This is a genomic window from Algibacter sp. L3A6 (genome assembly GCF_009796825.1).
GTDB lineage: Bacteria > Bacteroidota > Bacteroidia > Flavobacteriales > Flavobacteriaceae > Algibacter.
Window position 1 is genome coordinate 4,096,773 of sequence record NZ_CP047030.1, and the last position, 17,574, is coordinate 4,114,346.

16 protein-coding genes are annotated in these 17,574 nt (G+C 30.4%); 3 read left to right on the plus strand and 13 right to left on the minus strand.

Annotated features, from left to right (window positions below; genetic code table 11):
- The first annotated feature begins 76 nt into the window (after positions 1-76).
- The gene (locus GQR98_RS17110) at positions 77-511 is read left to right on the plus strand and encodes a hypothetical protein (protein WP_159020624.1); all 435 of its coding nucleotides are present in this window, start codon (positions 77-79) and stop codon (positions 509-511) included.
- A 153-nt stretch (positions 512-664) separates the two neighbouring features.
- Here the strand turns inward: GQR98_RS17110 and GQR98_RS17115 are convergent, their stop codons facing one another.
- From GQR98_RS17115 to GQR98_RS19030, 3 genes are all read right to left on the minus strand, one after another.
- The gene (locus GQR98_RS17115) at positions 665-958 is read right to left on the minus strand and encodes a hypothetical protein (RefSeq protein WP_159020625.1); all 294 of its coding nucleotides are present in this window, start codon (positions 956-958) and stop codon (positions 665-667) included.
- Positions 955-2,379, minus strand: a complete 1,425-nt coding sequence (locus tag GQR98_RS17120) for a viperin family antiviral radical SAM protein (RefSeq protein ID WP_159020626.1) — start codon at positions 2,377-2,379, stop codon at positions 955-957. Before GQR98_RS17120 ends, GQR98_RS17115 begins: the two co-directional genes overlap by 4 nt.
- A gap of 63 nt (positions 2,380-2,442) precedes the next feature.
- A complete protein-coding gene (locus tag GQR98_RS19030) occupies positions 2,443-2,583 on the minus strand; it encodes a hypothetical protein (RefSeq protein WP_199270218.1) in 141 nt (46 codons plus the stop codon).
- Between the two features lie 179 nt (positions 2,584-2,762).
- Between GQR98_RS19030 and GQR98_RS17125 the strand changes: the two genes are divergently transcribed.
- Positions 2,763-3,824 (plus strand): hypothetical protein, encoded by a 1,062-nt coding sequence (locus GQR98_RS17125; RefSeq protein ID WP_159020627.1) that lies wholly within the window; start codon positions 2,763-2,765, stop codon positions 3,822-3,824.
- Position 3,825: 1 nt separating this feature from the next.
- Positions 3,826-4,569, plus strand: a complete 744-nt coding sequence (locus GQR98_RS17130) for a LytR/AlgR family response regulator transcription factor (RefSeq protein ID WP_159020628.1) — start codon at positions 3,826-3,828, stop codon at positions 4,567-4,569.
- 26 nt (positions 4,570-4,595) lie between these two features.
- Here GQR98_RS17130 and GQR98_RS17135 read toward each other — a convergent pair whose 3' ends face one another.
- The 10 genes from GQR98_RS17135 to GQR98_RS17175 form a co-directional block, all read right to left on the minus strand.
- Positions 4,596-7,808, minus strand: a complete 3,213-nt coding sequence (locus GQR98_RS17135) for a type I restriction endonuclease subunit R (protein WP_159020629.1) — start codon at positions 7,806-7,808, stop codon at positions 4,596-4,598.
- A 7-nt stretch (positions 7,809-7,815) separates the two neighbouring features.
- A complete protein-coding gene (locus GQR98_RS17140; RefSeq protein ID WP_159020630.1) occupies positions 7,816-9,867 on the minus strand; it encodes a DUF262 domain-containing protein in 2,052 nt (683 codons plus the stop codon).
- A complete protein-coding gene (locus GQR98_RS17145) occupies positions 9,860-11,734 on the minus strand; it encodes a DUF262 domain-containing protein (RefSeq protein ID WP_159020631.1) in 1,875 nt (624 codons plus the stop codon). The genes GQR98_RS17140 and GQR98_RS17145 overlap by 8 nt, the downstream gene beginning before the upstream one ends.
- A gap of 2 nt (positions 11,735-11,736) precedes the next feature.
- Positions 11,737-13,035, minus strand: a complete 1,299-nt coding sequence (locus GQR98_RS17150; protein WP_159020632.1) for a restriction endonuclease subunit S — start codon at positions 13,033-13,035, stop codon at positions 11,737-11,739.
- The gene (locus GQR98_RS17155; RefSeq protein WP_199270219.1) at positions 13,032-14,387 is read right to left on the minus strand and encodes an N-6 DNA methylase; all 1,356 of its coding nucleotides are present in this window, start codon (positions 14,385-14,387) and stop codon (positions 13,032-13,034) included. The genes GQR98_RS17150 and GQR98_RS17155 overlap by 4 nt, the downstream gene beginning before the upstream one ends.
- A gap of 34 nt (positions 14,388-14,421) precedes the next feature.
- A complete protein-coding gene (locus GQR98_RS19270) occupies positions 14,422-14,631 on the minus strand; it encodes a type I restriction-modification system subunit M N-terminal domain-containing protein (protein WP_199270220.1) in 210 nt (69 codons plus the stop codon).
- A gap of 139 nt (positions 14,632-14,770) precedes the next feature.
- The gene (locus GQR98_RS17160) at positions 14,771-15,781 is read right to left on the minus strand and encodes a hypothetical protein (protein WP_159020633.1); all 1,011 of its coding nucleotides are present in this window, start codon (positions 15,779-15,781) and stop codon (positions 14,771-14,773) included.
- A gap of 30 nt (positions 15,782-15,811) precedes the next feature.
- On the minus strand, positions 15,812-16,189 hold the full coding sequence (locus GQR98_RS17165; protein ID WP_159020634.1) for a PH domain-containing protein: 378 nt from the start codon (positions 16,187-16,189) through the stop codon (positions 15,812-15,814).
- 10 nt (positions 16,190-16,199) lie between these two features.
- Entirely contained in the window at positions 16,200-16,565 is a 366-nt protein-coding gene (locus GQR98_RS17170; protein WP_159020635.1) for a hypothetical protein, read from the minus strand.
- A 111-nt stretch (positions 16,566-16,676) separates the two neighbouring features.
- Entirely contained in the window at positions 16,677-17,573 is an 897-nt protein-coding gene (locus GQR98_RS17175; protein ID WP_159020636.1) for an endonuclease/exonuclease/phosphatase family protein, read from the minus strand.
- Position 17,574: the final 1 nt, after the last annotated feature.

The following is a 17,574-nucleotide window of genomic DNA, read 5'->3' on the forward strand; positions in this document are numbered from 1 at the left end:
ACAAAATTAGTCTAAATATCACATAAAATATTAATTTAGCGTCAAACGTGCGTTCGTTTGACGCTAAATTAAAGATATGGAATTTTATACTTGTGAATATTGTTATAAAGAATTTGACCCCAAACGTCGTCGTGTTCAAAAATATTGTAGCAATTCTTGTCGTTCGAAAGCACATCATGCTAGAAAGAAAACAGACAATACATTAGCAACGATTCCTGAAGAAAAACAAGACATTGATGCAACCATACCTAAAAAAACTAAAGTAGACTCAATGAGTTTAGCTGGTACAGGAAATGCTATAGCAGGTGTATTAGCTGTCGATGGAATAAAAGCTTTATTTACTTCGACAGAAAACAAACCCGCAACCAAAGGTGACTTGGAAAACCTAAAAAAACAAATTGTAAATCGTTACCACAAAATAACCAATCTCCAACAACGGAATGATGGTGCTCTACCCTATTATGATATGTATACTGGGGAGGTGGTTTATTCTTTTTATGTGTTGGGGTAGGTTACAAAAAAATAGAGGCACTATTTCTAAAAATAAAATAGCGCCTCTGAAGCAAATTCATTAAAAAATTATTTCAAGTACTTAAGGACATCATCCCAATTTTCATAATTTCTACCTCCAAAATAATTTATTGACACAATCTTTTTCATAATTTTAAATTTCACTGATTATTAAATAATTTTGTTCTCTATTTCCTGCATAATACTCTTGAAACTCACAATAAAAGCAAGTGATTAAAGTGTTATTATCTATTTTAATAAACAACTCCTTATTTACTTTAATATTTATCTTTTTCAATACCCTTCGGCTAATTATGAGAAGCGTATTACTTTTATTTGTTCCTACATTTTTCAATAACTGACTTATTACTTTATCGTTTACTGTTCTATCCCACTGTCTATGGTTAAAATGGTCTGTTTTACGGAAACCTACTATATAATTTCTCATAGTTTTGAGTCCTCCTTTCTTAAGTCTTGATTATTATTTTCCCAATTATAAACACCTCCTCTTTCTAAAAACTTACCTAAATCATAATCCATTGTTTTAATAGCTTCTTTTACACCTACTTCTAAAATAGGTTTACTATAATTATGTGTTCCTTGTGCATTGTCAAAAAAGCGCCCTGCAGGATCAACCATTACATAGCTTCCTTTAATGTCATCATTAGACTCTGGTACTATTGTTTTTACATCTATATGTGTTTTCAAAAAATAGTTGTACTCTTCTGTCGTAATTTTAAACTCATCAATTTTAGCATCATTTTGTCCAACTATTGGTAATACTTGTAAGACTTTCCAACGTTGTGGTTTAGCGTATTCAATAAACTCTGTTAAGTTGTCTTTATAGTTTACTTTATTAACCACAGTGTTAATCTTTAAGCCATAACCATGTTTTTTAATTTTATCCACTAAATCATAATAAAATGCTTTACTTAATGGGCTTTTTCCTGTAATTGCTCTACCTATTTTAATATTATTTTCATCTTCTAAACTATCTATACTTACTGCAATCCAATCTAAATAAGTTGTATTCTCTTTTAAAAACGACTCTGTTAATTTACTACCATTAGTTACAATCATAGTAGTCATTCCTAATTGCTTTGCTTTCTTAATTAAATTTGGTAACCATTTACATAATAGAGGTTCTCCTCCTGCAAACGTTATTTTTTTAAATCCTGCTGCCGCAATATTTTCAACAACTTTTAAAGCGTCCGCTTCTGGTAAATGCCCTTTTGGTAAAATAGTCTGCTTAACATCTTTAAAAGTTGCAAAACAGAACTTACAACGCATATTACATGGTTCCCATAAATGGAAATTGATACTTGGTATTGCTATTACAGCATTACACTCTTGGTAATGTCTAATTATTTTTTGTGACACTTCTTTGGGGGTTAAATCATCTGTATTAATAACTAAATCATAATTATTGTCGCTTGTAAAATCAACATTATAGCGCTCTAAAAAACGCGTTTTCATAGATTCATTTCTTAGTTTAATTGCTTCTGGACTTGTTACCTCATCTACTCTATTACCTAAACTTATTCTTTCAGATGCCTTTTGGTTAGATACTTTTAATAGTACATTAAAAGCATTTTTAATAAAATGAAACCCAAGTCTATAATCAATCACTATACTTTCTTTGCTATTACATTCTTTTTTAAATTTCTCATCAATTAGATTGTCTAATTCTGGATGATTATTACAATGTTTTTGAAATTGATTAATTGTCATTCCATAATTCTCTTTTGCAAATAATCTGGAGTAATTTCCAACAGATATAAATTCATAATTTAATTGGTCTTCAATAAATTTTCCAACTGTAGATTTTCCTGTTCCAGCAAATCCACTTAACGTTATTTTATTTTTCATGTATTTAGATTTAGGGGTTAATAAAGACTCGTCTATATTGTAAAGACGAGTCTTTGTTTTTAATTACTTTTTAGTATTCTGGTTTGGGTTTAACTGTTTACCTCTATTCCCATTCATTTTACTATTAGCATTGTTACTGCCTGATGTTCCCTTGTTAGGATTTGCTTGGTTAGCTTTGTGACTGTTGTTTTTTGAATTTTTCATGAGTTTTACTTTTAATTAAGCGTTGTAATACACAACACCTTTCTTTCGTTAGTCAAAAATCACTATTTCTTAAATTATTTTTTTTGATTTGGGATATACCTGCTATATTTGGGATAAACATGCCATTTTTGTGAAAATACCACACCCCAAACCAATCACTTTAACCTACTTACTTATACATGAATGAATATTATAAAAATTTAGAATTAAGAAATGAAAATGAAGTTTTATCCTATATAGTATTCATTCTTTCTGCACTCCTACTACTCGTAATTATTAGAAATTGGTATAATCTTTACAAAAAGCGTTCGTTTAGAAAAACAATCAAAAAAAACAAACAGCAACTACAACAACAGAATAAGCAACTTAAAAATGCGCTTAAAAGTCTTGATAATCATAATGAAGACTTAAAGAGATTAACTTTTCTTAAAGAAGAACTGAAAAGTAAATATTCTCGAATACTTTATCTAAAGCAGGATCTTGAAGATTTTAAGAGTAACTTCTACTCTACCCTAAACAAAAAAGATATTGAAATAGCTAAACAAAAAGAAAAAAGTAACCATCAAAAAACGGCTTATGAACGTTTTGTTAATTATAAAAATGTAGAAGCGAACAATACTAGACTTGGTGCGCATTTTATTAAAAATGTAATTAGCCAGATTTATGATGATATGGAGCAAACCGATAATAGTTATAAGTCCTTTTTAGGTATTAACTATAAAATGGGGGCTAACAAAAATAAAATCCCTCCAATAAAAGCCTTAAAAAACATCTTTAAGTTATTAGATTACAACGTATCTGCTTTAAACAAAGACAACACTTCTTTAGAGGAAGAACTAGAACATATCACTATGTTTTTAGACCTGATTAAATACCTTAAACCAAATACTAACATACAATTTGATAATAGTTTAAAACAAGAACAAAAAGAAAATATAAAGATCAAACCTACTTTGTTTTTTCCTTTTGTTGAAAACGCATTAAAGCATGGAAGTTTAAACAATACCGACTCGTTTATAAGCATTGTTTTAAAAGAAAACCAAAACAAACAATTAAGCTATTGTTTAGTAAATAGTGCAGAACAGCAATTAGATTACCAAACTAAAGCCGTGGAATCTTCTAATTTTGGATTAAATGCTCTACAACAATTGCTAACTGCTTACTACCCAAATAGCACTTTAGAACATAAAACGTTGCCAAACAATCAATATTTGTCAGAACTAACCTTAAGCCTTAATTAAAATGATACGTTATATACTTGTCGATGACAATCCAAATACTTTAGTAACTGTAAAAAATAAAATTGATAAGCTACCAAAAGAGTATGAATTAAAACATATCGAAAGTTATGATAGTTCTAAAAAAGCATTTGAAGAAATAAACGAAGATGACTACGATTTACTTATTGTAGATTTTGAAATGCCAGTATATAATGGTATTGAATTGGCAAAAAAAATTGCAACTAATAAAAAAATTATTTTTTTAACGTCTACTACAAATAATGGCCCTAAAATGATGAATGCCTTAACCGACCCAGGTTACTTGAGCAAGCCTTTTGATACTGAGGAATTTGAAGAAATTCTTAAAGACAAGATTATTAATAAAGTAACCAATAAAACTATAGATAATCAAGACACTATAGTAACTCTAGCAATTGGATCCACACAAGACATTCGTTTTCAAACAAACAACACCTATTATATAACTAGTTCTAGAAATATATTATCTATACAATCTAAAAAAAATTATGTTAACTTTTATGGAGCACAAGATAAGGTTGTAGTAAGTGACGTAAGAGAAACGATTAATAATCTCTCCAAAAAACTTGAGATTTATGGTTTTGTAAAAATTAATCAAAGCACGCTTGTTAACTTAACTAAATTTGACAAACGTATTAATAAAAAATTATATTTAAGAGACTGTAAAGAAGAATTTAAAATTGGTGAAACTGAAATAGATAATATTAAAACAAAGCTACATAATTAACTCAAGCTTAATACTTTTCTTCAGAATTAACTTGCTCTTTGATTATAAACACTCTTGTTATTACCATAATAATTAGAATAAATATGTTGATATACACTAGCTGTCTTTAAACCGACTTCTTCATCTGTATAAAAATCTTGTGGCAAGTATAAAAGATTATCATAAATAGCACTTTTTACTCCTGCTTTCATTTGACGACTTTCTCTCCAGTTTTCTTTTTTTAATTTTTCAGTCTTTAATATTTCTAAAGTTTTAGCAGCAACTTTCTTAACCTCTTTAAGTTCTTTAATTGTTAATTCCTTTCCTTCTTTTAGCAAGTCGAAAATAGCTAAAGTTTCTTGATCTTTAAGATTCTCTCTAACCACACGTTGTTCTTCAAAAGATAAATCTTTAATAAAATCATTTAAATTATCAAACGTCTTAACCGTATCTTCTAGACTTTTACCTCTATTATATTCTTCAATAATTTCTTTATAACGTTCATAAAATTCAATACGTAAAGGATTTTCTTTAAGCATTTGTTCCAATTGCTGCTCTATAGCTTCTTGCAAGTTAAAAACCAACGTGTTTTTACGTGGTGTTTTAGCAAAGGCTGCTTTTAATTTATCAAAATCTAAAGAAGACAAATCTACGTACACTTCTTCTTCATCCTCATTCACTTCGTTATCTTGAATAACAACACTATCGCTCACTATAGCTTGCAATTCCATAATAATTTGTGTTACATCTGCTGATTTTACATTTTGATTTAAAGCGGTGTAAATAGCCTCAATGGCATTAAAATCTGAAACATGTTTCTTTAATTTATCATTAGGAAATAAAGCTTTGTATTTTCTAAATACATTTCTAGCCATCATTTCAAAAGTAGTACGCGTGGTTTCGTTTAAGCATACACAATCTGTAGCGTCTTTAATTTTAGCAATCTTAGACATTGGTTTTGCATTCTTTAAATCTTGAAGTGAAAAGTCCAATTCTTTTAAATAGGCTTTTACATCTTTTATCGCTTGTTTTAATTCTACCTCAACATCTTCTAAAGGCTCTACAGGACTTCCTGATCCTTTATCTTTCCCTCCAGATTTTCCTCCTTCTCCATAAACCGAATAGGCATGTTCTAATTGCTTATACACATTACCATAATCTACAATTAAACCGTTTTCTTTTTCATCGTCATACACACGGTTTGCTCTTGCAATGGTTTGCATTAACGTATGTTCTTTTATAGGTTTGTCTAAATATACAGTAGAGACACAAGGTGCATCAAAACCAGTTATCCACATAGCGCAAACTATGGCTAAACGAAATGGATTCTCTTCATCTTTAAATTCTTTTTCAAGATTGCGCTCCACCATTTTTCTACGATGCACTTCAATATCTAAATCCATTTTTTTGAATTTATCTACTTCGTTTTGCTCGCTACTTACTACAACGCAAACCTCTGTTTCTTTTACTTTGTTGTATTTACGTTTTAGTTCTTGTTCTTCTTGTTGGTCTTCTGCGTTTTTAATGCGCTCTTCTAATTCTTTTAGGTATTCTGGCCAATAGCCTTGAATCATCTGGTACATTCTAACCGCTGTAGGTTTATCTAAAGCAACATACATCGCCTTTCCTTGATACCCTCTTTCGTTAAAATGCCAAACTAAATCTTTTGCAATAGCATCTAAACGTGGTTCTGCTGTAAGAATCGGATAATTCCGACTAAATAAATATTCTAATTTCTTCTTTTGGTCGTCGTCTAAATCTTCATTCTCGAAAACCTCTGCCATTTTTGCATCTAACTCAGGATTAGTAATATCTAGTTTTTCACCTCTATTTAAATAGCGTAATGGTAAGGTCGCTTCATCTTCAATAGCACGTTTAAAATCGTAAACAGAAACGTACTCACCAAATATATTTTTGGTTAACTCTTCTTCTTCTTTTATAATTGGAGTTCCTGTAAAACCTAAATACGATGCATTTGGCAAACCATGAAAACGCATGTTTCTAGCATACGTTCCTGATTGTGTTCTGTGTGCTTCATCACTAATTACAATCACGTTTTTACGGTCTGTAATTAATGGGTATTCTGTTTCTAATTTTGGATCTATAGAAAATTTATGAATCAAAGAAAACACATATCGATGATTTTCAGATAACAACTCGCGTAAATGCTCACGACCTGTCATCCCTTTCTTTTTTCCTGCTATACAATTTTTATCGTTTACTGCGCCAACACCAGAAAAGGTATCGTACAGTTGGTTTTCTAATTCGGTTCTATCTACAGCTATTAAAAAGGTGTATGAACCTCCTAATTTTCTATGAATTTTTTCGCATAAAAACACCATTGAATATGATTTTCCAGAACCTTGCGTGTGCCAAAACACACCCAACTTCCCTTCTAAATCTTCAATATTATTTACATTTTCTATAACTTTATTTACACCAATATATTGGTGATTTTTAGCCATTAACTTTACCACATCTCCTTGCGAATCATCAAATAATAAATAGTTTTCAAAAATATCCATTAAACGATGTTTGTCGCATGTACCACGCAACATGGTGTCTAAACTTACTTCTCCTTCTTCATCTTCTTCTATACGTTTCCAGTCTAAAAAGTATTTATACTTACTGGTTATGGTTCCTACTTTTGCATCTAATCCGTTACTTAAAATAACAAATCCGTTATTATGAAACACTTGTGGAATAGCATCTTTATAATCTTTTAAGTTATCGTTATACGCATGACGTAAATCCTGATGATGTGCTTTCAACTCAAAAAACACTAACGGTATACCATTCACAAAGCCAACTACATCTGGTCGTCTTAAATACAACTCGCCTAAAACTTCTAATTGACGTACTGCTAAAAAATGATTGTCTTGATACTTATTAAAATTAAAAACCTTTAGCTTGGTTTTTATCAATTCGCCCTTATCATTGGTGTAACTTACAGGAACACCATTTTTAAGTAAATTGCTTTTTTCTTTATTTATAGAACCTAGCGTTTGGTCCGCTACATTTTGAGTGATTCTATCTATAGCTTGTTGATACGCTAACTCTGGATGGTTCGGATTTAATTTTTTAAGCGCTTGCAATAAGTAACGTGTTAAAACCACTTCGCTTTTATCTTCTCTACCTAATAAACCATTGTCTCCAAAAGACTCTTTATGCCATGCAGAAAGGACTGTCCAACCTAATTGTTCTAAAACATCTTGTGTTGCATTTTCTATTAAACCGTCTTCTGAATATTCGTAGCTCATAGTTTTTTTACTTTACTAATTCTGATAAAACCTGTGGTGAACCACCATTAAAATTTCCCTTTATATTTACTAACTCTCTATATTTTGGAAAGTAATAATCTTGGTCAGGATGCTTAAAGTGATCTGTTGCAATAAACTGTCCTTGGCTCCACATTTTTTCTTTTAATTGACTAGCATACCATTTAAAAACGTACAGTTCATCATCTACATTTTTGTCAATTTCAAATTCTAATACTTTATTTTCTAATAAGCTTTCTAAATCTTTTGTGTTTTTAAAGTCATCAAAAAACAACTTAAAAGCTAAACTATCGGAATCTATATCTCTAATAATTCGTTTCCATTCTCCAAAATTATATTTCCAATAATAACTAGACCATTTTTTCTGCCAATAAGAACCATACCAAAATAAAAGAACTCTTACTTTTTTAGCATTCTTATAATCTATATTCCTACCTGTTTTTATAGGGAAAAGAGTGTGAAATTTCTCTTTTATTAGCACCAATTCGGTAGCTGAAAGTTTTTCATTAAACTCTATTAAATGGGAAGAGTTTATATTTCTTAAATCAGCACCTTCAATATTTAATGGATGGTCTTCGATTTCCCAAATTAAACTTTCTATTTCTCGTAAATCAATACAATTTTCAATTTTCAATTTTGATAAGAAACTGTATTTTAAAATCTCGTTTTTAGTCCTGTAACTATTTCTGCTTTTTGATTCATCTTCTGTATTTAAAGAGTCAGAACCTTGATCTAAAGTATCAAATACTCCATTTATATCTATTATACCTATAGTTTGTTTTAAAGCTGAAACAGCTCTACTATTGTTCTTAAATCTAATATAAAAGAAACGTAATACCCTAAAGGTTTCATCAACATCTAAACTATCTTTAGGTTTTTCTTTTATATACAAAAGCCAAGACCAAATAAAAATCATTCTATTTTGTTCTGTACCTTTATTTTGGTCAGTATAATCAGCGAACCAATCTGTTTCATTTTTATTAAAAACATCCCAAATATCTTCTAAACAGTTATTAACCCAATTAGCATAATTATATTTCGACTTGAAAGATTCCGAATTATCAATTAAAAATTTAAATGCGTTAATATATTCTTCAATGCTTTTAATTGATAACAAATCTTCAACCTCGGCTATTGTAAATTCATCGCCATTAAGTTTTAGATAATTTTCAAGACCAGCAATACAATTAATAAAAGCATTGTAGCCAAAGTCTGCACTTTGTATACTTCTCTTTTTATCTCTATGCTTCCAAAAAAGATGTTGCCATGACTCCCATTTTTTTCCCGAATTAAATAAATCTTTACCATCAAGCATTAAAGCAGCCTTCGTGATTTCGTTATCTGCCAAATCTTCTCCTCTGGCATTCATTGTTATATATAGCTCTTCTCCTTCCGATGTTACTTCTGTTTTAAAATGCCAAAACACAATATTATTTAATAGATGATTATAATATTTTGTTTTACAATTGAAGACTTGCTCAATGTATTGCAATGTCTTAATCATTGCTTTTATGCTTAAGTCAATTTTATAATCTTTTAAAAACCATGTTTGTTTATCTATATTTTTTAAATCTTCAATTGTATTCGTTTTCTCTACAAATTCTAAAAGAAATCGCTTAGTTAAATCTCTTACTTTAAAATCAAAACTCATACTTACACCTTCAAACCTAATTAAAGACAAAAAATCAACTTTCCTGTTTTCCTTTAAGGCAAAATAAAAAGCAAGTAAAAACAATGTAGTAAATCGTTGTTGTCCATCTATTAAGTTTTCATCTAAGAAACGATCATTTTGCACCTTAACATAATCTGGTTTATAAGAATACAAAAAGCCAATATTAACACGTGTATTACCATCTGGCAGGTGACAATGTTCACAACCATTACCGATTTTATGTTTTAATTCTTTTAAGAATTTATTTATTACTTTTTCATTATTTCCCCAAACATACTCTCGTTGTATTTCTGGAATAATGAAATTATTCTGAGACAATAGTGTAAGTAAGTTTTCTTCTTTTAAAAAAGCGTTCTGTTTTCTACTCATTTAAAATAGGTTTAAAAAATTCTTCTAACGTAGTATAAATTTCATCTGCATTTCTTTCTACATCTTTTAAAGTCCAATTATTTAAATCTTTTGAAGAGGTACTTTTAATAAATGCATTTACTGTATGCTCTCGAACGTATAATCCGTTTATAGTATTTTCTATTACATTTTTTCTTTTTAAAGCATACTCTCCATTTCCAAAACCTCTATTTATTGTTAAATGCAATAACACCAAGTTTCCTAAAGAATTTACAGGTCTTTTTTTATGAATTGTTGTTTTAAATTCATTTAACGCTTCGGTCTGTTCCTCAACTGTTAGAGAAGACCAAGACGCTTGATTATATTTAAAAACTGGAATAAATTGTGATGAATCATAATCTAAATTAAGCGTATCTATATATTGATTAAGTTTTTCTATTGGATTTGTAAAAGCCTTAATCTCTTTTAATTCTCTAGGTGTTCCAGAAAAGATATGTTCTTTATCTTCTTTATAGTTTTTAAAATATCGAGGCTTTAAAAAAGGTAATGGAATTCCTTTGTCTTTGGTTTCACTATGTGCAATTACATCTAATAAAATTAATATTTTCTGAATAATTGAAGTTTCATACCAATTAGTTCTATTATCACTATCATAATCCTTTATTTTGGACATCCAAAATGTATAACCTATATCTTCATTATCAGCATCTTCTTTACCAAAAACAGCCACTTTCAATTGTTCTACACACCAAATATTTTTAAATTGATCTCTAGTTGAATTGTTAGATAACCATTGCTCAAAAACAGATTTTATTTTTATTTGTGAATGCGTAAATAGAAAACCTAAATAATGATATATTTTTCTATCCTCAAACCAATCTTGTAAAACACGATGTAACTTTAATAATGATTGATACATTACAAGAGCTTCTTCTTTCTCAAAACTATGCAATGTGATTTCTGTTTCTCCTTTAATTTCGACCCATATTTTATAAAGTAAATTAATGGGATGTTCGTCTTGATTAAACTTTATAGTTTCCTTAGTTCCTGTTTTAATTTTAGTAAAATTCTGAAAATATAGTTTTACATCTTCACGACTCCACCAACTATTCATTTCGTCTAATTCCCAACCAATACGCGTTCTTCTTTGATTTAATTTTAAAATATCTTGAACATTGTCGGCATCATAATCTTCTAATTCTTGTTTGGCAACTCTAGTAATTAATATCGCTCTTATTAAATCTGAACCATCTAAATGTACTTTTCCTGCGTTTAAATTCATAAACAATTCCTGTTCTGAAATTTGCTCTACTTTATTAACTATAAGTTTTACATGATTTAAAACAATATCTTTAAAATTATCTAAATCTAAAGTTCTGTCTGTGTTTGTAAACCAAGAATCTATTGTTTTTAACGCTACAAACATGTGGTATATATCCTGATAATCAACATCAGAGCCAACCTGAGAACTAATGAATGTTTCAAAAGTTTCTGCTTCTAATATTGTTTTAATAATATCAGATTCATTAGCTACTATTTTCTGAATAAAATCGTTTGAAGGCTCTCGCACAGCATAATTTATCATACCATCCACCAAATTATTAGCCTTTAAATAAGCTAATAAAAGTGTTACTGTAGTTAAGCGCTGTTGCCCATCTACTACATTTAAATAAGTGTCATTTTCTAAATTTTGAAATAACGTGATGTTTTGTAAACAGTAAAAATGTTCTTCATCTCTTGTTAACGAAAATTTATAAATATCATCTAATAACTGGTTAACTTGTTGCTCACTCCATTTATAACCTCTTTGGTATTCTGGTATATTATAGATTTTCCCTTTTGGATATGTGGTAAAAACCTTTTGTAAACTATATAATAATTCCGCCATTCTTAAACTTTATTATATTTCTCACTCTCCTCCGCAACCATACCCAACTGCTCACCTACCTCCAAACCATCAACATCTATCATCCCACTCATTAAACGTGGCAATAAAATATCGCGTGCTTCTTTTAAGTGTTGGTTTTGCTCAATTAATTTCAATTGCATTTTATTTCCAAGTTTAACCATTTTATGAAACTTATTTATTGTTTCAGTATTTGGCGTTAATACTCTTAATGAGCCAAGTTGTGAAAGATTAATATTGGGTTGAGCAGCTTGTCCACTAATGGTATTTATAAGTTTATTCATGTATTCTGAGCTCAAAAAATATTTAATAAAAAATGGGCTTATACTTGATTCACTTATTCTTACAATACCAACAGCCTGATTTGTATTTGCTGGTAAAATATTATTATTAACCATACCTATTCTACCTAAAACACCAGCAATTGAAACTAAAACATCATTTTCTTGTAATTTTGATCTACCTAAAGTTTCATGAGTGTCATCATCAATGTGCGCGAATTTTTCGGTAATAAAAAACCCATCATCTGAATAGCTTTCAGCTTTTACAAAATTTACTCCTTCATCAACAAATTTTCTCCCAAGAGAAGTAGGTGTTGTTCCTTTGGTGATTTTATTGCAAAAACTTTTTAAAGGATTCTTCTCCCAACCAACAGGCAAACCACTCTCCGCATCAATATCCACATTCTCATAACCAGGAAATTTAAAGCGTACAAACCACTCTTCATAGGTTTGTTGTGCTTGTTCTTCTAATAACTTAATGCGTTTTAGGTTGTTTTCTATTAAATCATCATACCCTGATAAAATGGATGCTATTTTGCGTTGGGTTTTTAGTGGTGGAAGATTGATTTTATATTTTCTAACAGCTTTTAAACCAAGATTTTTAATTGTAGAACCTGTAGCGAATAAATAAGCGTATTTTTGAAAATGCTGACCTTCTAGAGTGTAACGTATGTAATTTTTATCTACTTCATTGTTGAGATTTATATAACAAGCGCTTTTACCAAGAGCAATTGGCTCTCCATTATAAAAACCGATATTACCTAATGTTCCATTTATTCCAACTAAAATAGTTTTATCATTTAATTCTTTTTTTATTTTTAAATACTCTTTCTCATTTAGCTTTTTCGTTTCGGGTTTTATTAGAATTTTCCCATTGACTAAATTATTACCATTAATGAAAAAGTACCCTCCATTTTCATCGTATTTAGGTGTGCCATGTAAACCATCACCTATTTTCGTAGATATATCTTGAAGTTCAACTTCTTTCCAACCTTGCATCATAATTTAACCGCTTGTATTTGCTCCATTAAACTATTGGCTTCGGTATTGAGTTGTGCGAGTTCGGCATGGATTTCTGTCATACGTGTTTTGTAGTCAAAATCCATATCAATATCAATCTTCACACCAACGTAACGTCCTGGTGTTAGGCTGTAATCTTGTTCTTTTATTTCTTCAATAGAGGCTATTTTGCATAAACCTTCTACGTCTTGGTATTTGTTTTCTGGGAAGTGTTGGTTTAGCCATTGGTTTTTTTGTAGAGATTGCTTCGTTCCTCGCAATGACGAGTCGTTACTTCTAAAGGCATTCATTAAAGCAGTTAAACCTTCTAGATGTTCGTTGCTAAAATCGTTAATGGTGGTGCTTACTTTGTTAAAGGTGTTACGTGCATCTATCATTAACACTTTGTCTTTGTTTTCTTTTTTTTTCCCTTTGTTAAAAAACCAAACATGACATGGTAAACTACGTGTATAAAAAAAGTTGTTGCTAATAGCTACAATACATTCTACGTCGCCTGTTTCTATTAATTTTTGGCGGATTAGTTTTTCGGCATTTCCTGCATCGGTTGCAGAACTTGCCATGACAAATCCTGCGCGTCCTGTTTCATTTAAATAGCTATGAAAATACTGCATCCATAAATAGTTACCATTGCTTATGGTTCCTTTTCCTGTTAATGGTGGTCCAAATGGTAAACGATCATCATCTGCTAGAAACTTATTTTTGGCATCAATTTTATCGACATTAAATGGTGGGTTTGCCATTACAAAATCACACTTTCCTGTTAAATGATGTGGATTTGTGTAAAAGCTATTGGCTTCTATAATTTTACCTTCTATACCATGTATGGCAAGGTTCATTTTTGCTAAACGTGTGTTGTTGCTTTTTAACTCTGTACCATAAACCGTTATGGCTTCGTTTACATTTTTATGTACTTGATCTTCTATAAAATGAGCAGTTTGTACAAACATACCACCAGAACCACAAGCAGGATCGTGCACAATACCATGATTGGGTTGTATAAAATTAACTATTAGGTTTACTAAAGATGGTGGTGTAAAAAACTCGCCACCTTCTTGTGCTCCTGCACCTTGCATAGAGAATTTCATTAAGAAAAACTCGTAAATACGTCCAAATACATCGCCTTTTGCGTTTTTTACTGCGTCTTTATTAAAGACACGTACTAAATCGCGCAAAAGCTTTTCATCAAACTCTTGGTAGCTTTTTGGTAGAATCCCTTCTAGATCTGGATATTCTGCTTCAATAAGCTTCATGGCATTATTAATGGCTTCTGCTATGTTTTCGCCTTCAGGTAAATCTGCTAAGTAATCGTATTTAGCTTTTTCGGCAATAAACATGGCTCCTGCGCCTGCATAATCGCCTTTGTTGGCTTCACGTTTTTTTACCTGTTCTTGGGTTTATTGGTAGCTTTTTTTCTACTTCAATTTTAGCATCTTCGAAACGGTTTTGCGCAAAACGCAGTAATACTAAACCTAAAAGTGGGTCTTTGTATTCGCCAGCAGTTAGTTTTGAGTTTGCTCTAAGGTCATCGGCTGCGTCCCAAAGTTCGGTTTCTAATTGCTTTATATTTTGTTGGTTCATTTAGTGTATTTCGTTAAAAGCTTAAAAATAGTATTAATAATAAATTTAAGCTAATACAATGGTACTTATAGTTTCAATTAACCTTAATAAAAAGGTTCTGTTCGCTTTAAAATCGTTCAATTAAAAAAAATTCTATCCTCTAGTTATTTTGATAGAACACTATATCCTTTTTATGAAATTTTATTTCTGTTTGAGCTGACTCAATCTCTTCGTTAAAACTTTCAATTTCATCTTCAAAATGCTTATCCTCCAATTCGTAATTAAAAAGCGCTTTTCTCTTTTCGTTAAGTTGTTGCTGTATAAGTTCTATTTCAGCATTTAAATCTTGAATACTCTTGGAAACTAGATTTATATTATTTTTTAAGGCCTGCTTTTTTGTAAGCACTTCGTCTTTATAGCTCTCATTATTAGCGATGCTTTTATACTCTAAAGCTATTTTATCTCGCAGATCATTTATCTTTATTATCCGCATGGAAGCAATATATTTAAAGACCATAATAGATGTATCTATATCTCCAAAAACGATTTTTTTTAATTGAATTCCAGACTGTTTAAAAATCACTCCTGCTTCGTCTAAAGATTTCACATCTTTAAATGATTTATACATACCATAACCTAAAACTAAAAACCCTACAGGGCCTATTAATACAGATATTACAGATGACATGGTTGTATAAACAACAAAAGGTAATGTTACCCCTAATAAACTGGTAATTGCCCCTACAGTGGTGCTAGCAAGTAAATAAATACCGAAGCCAGAAGCTTGTGCTGCTGTAATTGCCGCTATAGATGTTAATGATGCTATTTGATTTTTGTTTAATCCCTTTTTTTCTAATTTATTAATAAACTCTTGCTTCTCAACCTCAGATAATTCTTCATATTCTTTAACAAATAATTTTTGAAAAATATCTCGTTCTAATTCTGAAGTTTTTAGGTTTGAATCGAACTCAATATTTTCCTTTTCACAAATTTCACCTAACACCTGCCTGTAGGATAATTTTTCCTGAAAGCGTCCGCCAAAAGGAAGCGTTAATGCAGAAAATTTTGCTGTAATATTTTCTACCGTTTTATCCTTAACAGCCAATAACGTATAAAGAACTTCAAGTTCTTCTGTTGATAGTTTGTTTAAAAATGTATTGAGGTTTTCCATGATATTCTTTTAGACTCCAATCAGCTTCATTTACATAACTTTTTCTGCCAAATACTTTTGTACTTCGTAGACATCTATGCTTTTATTAAACTTCTTACTAACGGAAGGTATATTTTCACTTGAAATCCAAATTTTTAATTCGGCATCCAAATCGAAAGTGCCAGAAGTTTCTAAAGAAAATCTAGAAATGTTCTTATATGGTAAAGATTTGTACTCCACTTTACTACCTGTTATACCTTGCACGTCTATCAAAATTAAGCGTTTATTCGTAAACATGAACACATCTCGAAACAACTTGAAACCAAGTTCAATTTGTTCGCTACTCGTTAATAGTCTGCCATATTTTTGGGTTAACTTTTCTACAGAAACCTCACTTGCGTTTCCTAATATTTTATTTAATAATCCCATAGTTATTTATTTAATGTTGGTAGCATCTACCATTTGAGTTTTTAGTAGTTCGTTTACAACGTTTACCTGCCTGTGTTTTACCAGTGCATTGCTTTGCTGTAGTAGAGCGTGACGGGGTACTGGACTGGTTGCTGCTGGTAAATCCGTTAGCGTTTGTTACCGCTGTATTACTCTTAGTTGGCTTACAAACCGAACACGCGGTAAAACCTAATTGCACTGCTTTGACTAATGTATATTCTTTTTTAGAATACCTTAAATATTTACAGCTCGATTTATGATATTTTTCACCTGTTTTGGTGGTGTAAACGGATTGTGCGATAACACTAGTAGTTACCGTAAAGAGAATTATAAAAAGTATATTTTTTATAAAATTCATACTTTCGTTTTTTGTTGACTCATTACCTATCTTGTTTTACAAAATTTCTAAATATTTTATCGAACTTAATGCTTTTAAACAAAAATAAATTACGAAAAACCGTAATTGTAACTAATTAATTACAAATTCAATATAAATAGGTAAGTGATCAGAAATAAACCTTGAATTTTCAAGATTATTACAATCTTTCACAAAATCAACTTTTCCTGTTTGATGCATTTTAATTTTACCCGATGAATAGTAGATATTATCTATTGCATAATTAAGATAATTCAATGCTTTACATTTTGTTTTTAAGGTCGTTTTTGAGTCTTTTAATGCAGAAGTAAACCCTTTTTGATAGAGATTATCCCAAACCTCATGCTTTTCGTTTAAATTGAAATCACCTAGAATAAAAATGTTCTCTGAGCTTAGCCGAGTTAGATAATCTCTAAAAAAGATAATTTCGTCCTCTGGCCTCGAATCATGTTTTCTGGAATGAAAATTAACTATATAAAAAGACTCAGTACTATTTTTTTGTAGAAATTCACCAATATACGGCTCCCTATCACATACCTCTTCTAAGGCAGCATCTAAATAAGCTCTACCCGACAAACTTACTTTAGAAGTTTTCCAAAGAAATGCATAACGTTCGCTTATATAGGCAGATGGACTTTTAGTAGGATCGCTTACACGATAATCCCACTTACTCCCCATTCTATTTAATTCATCCGCAATTTTTGCTACAGCTTGTGCTCCAGCAGGATCTTTCCCTACAACTTCTTGTATGGCTACAATATCAAAATCTCCAATAATTTCTGCTATTTGAATAATTTCGCTAGCATCTTTAGATCGACCTAAATCCTTTATATTCCAGGATGCAATTTTTAAAGTGTTAGATTTCTTATAAACACTTTTAATTGAGTCACTTTTTACACTTTCTTGACTAAAAAGACATTCTGCTCCACTAATTAAACAAAACAAAATCAGTAAAAATATATTTAAAAGCTTAAGTCCTTTCTTTACCATT

Coding starts and splice junctions, on each gene's coding strand:
- GQR98_RS17110 (WP_159020624.1), top strand. CDS start 77: ATGGAATTTTATACTTGTGAATATTGTTATAAAGAATTTGACCCCAAA.
- GQR98_RS17115 (WP_159020625.1), bottom strand. CDS start 958: ATGAGAAATTATATAGTAGGTTTCCGTAAAACAGACCATTTTAACCAT.
- GQR98_RS17120 (WP_159020626.1), bottom strand. CDS start 2,379: ATGAAAAATAAAATAACGTTAAGTGGATTTGCTGGAACAGGAAAATCT.
- GQR98_RS19030 (WP_199270218.1), bottom strand. CDS start 2,583: ATGAAAAATTCAAAAAACAACAGTCACAAAGCTAACCAAGCAAATCCT.
- GQR98_RS17125 (WP_159020627.1), top strand. CDS start 2,763: ATGAATGAATATTATAAAAATTTAGAATTAAGAAATGAAAATGAAGTT.
- GQR98_RS17130 (WP_159020628.1), top strand. CDS start 3,826: ATGATACGTTATATACTTGTCGATGACAATCCAAATACTTTAGTAACT.
- GQR98_RS17135 (WP_159020629.1), bottom strand. CDS start 7,808: ATGAGCTACGAATATTCAGAAGACGGTTTAATAGAAAATGCAACACAA.
- GQR98_RS17140 (WP_159020630.1), bottom strand. CDS start 9,867: ATGAGTAGAAAACAGAACGCTTTTTTAAAAGAAGAAAACTTACTTACA.
- GQR98_RS17145 (WP_159020631.1), bottom strand. CDS start 11,734: ATGGCGGAATTATTATATAGTTTACAAAAGGTTTTTACCACATATCCA.
- GQR98_RS17150 (WP_159020632.1), bottom strand. CDS start 13,035: ATGATGCAAGGTTGGAAAGAAGTTGAACTTCAAGATATATCTACGAAA.
- GQR98_RS17155 (WP_199270219.1), bottom strand. CDS start 14,387: ATGTTTATTGCCGAAAAAGCTAAATACGATTACTTAGCAGATTTACCT.
- GQR98_RS19270 (WP_199270220.1), bottom strand. CDS start 14,631: ATGAACCAACAAAATATAAAGCAATTAGAAACCGAACTTTGGGACGCA.
- GQR98_RS17160 (WP_159020633.1), bottom strand. CDS start 15,781: ATGGAAAACCTCAATACATTTTTAAACAAACTATCAACAGAAGAACTT.
- GQR98_RS17165 (WP_159020634.1), bottom strand. CDS start 16,189: ATGGGATTATTAAATAAAATATTAGGAAACGCAAGTGAGGTTTCTGTA.
- GQR98_RS17170 (WP_159020635.1), bottom strand. CDS start 16,565: ATGAATTTTATAAAAAATATACTTTTTATAATTCTCTTTACGGTAACT.
- GQR98_RS17175 (WP_159020636.1), bottom strand. CDS start 17,573: ATGGTAAAGAAAGGACTTAAGCTTTTAAATATATTTTTACTGATTTTG.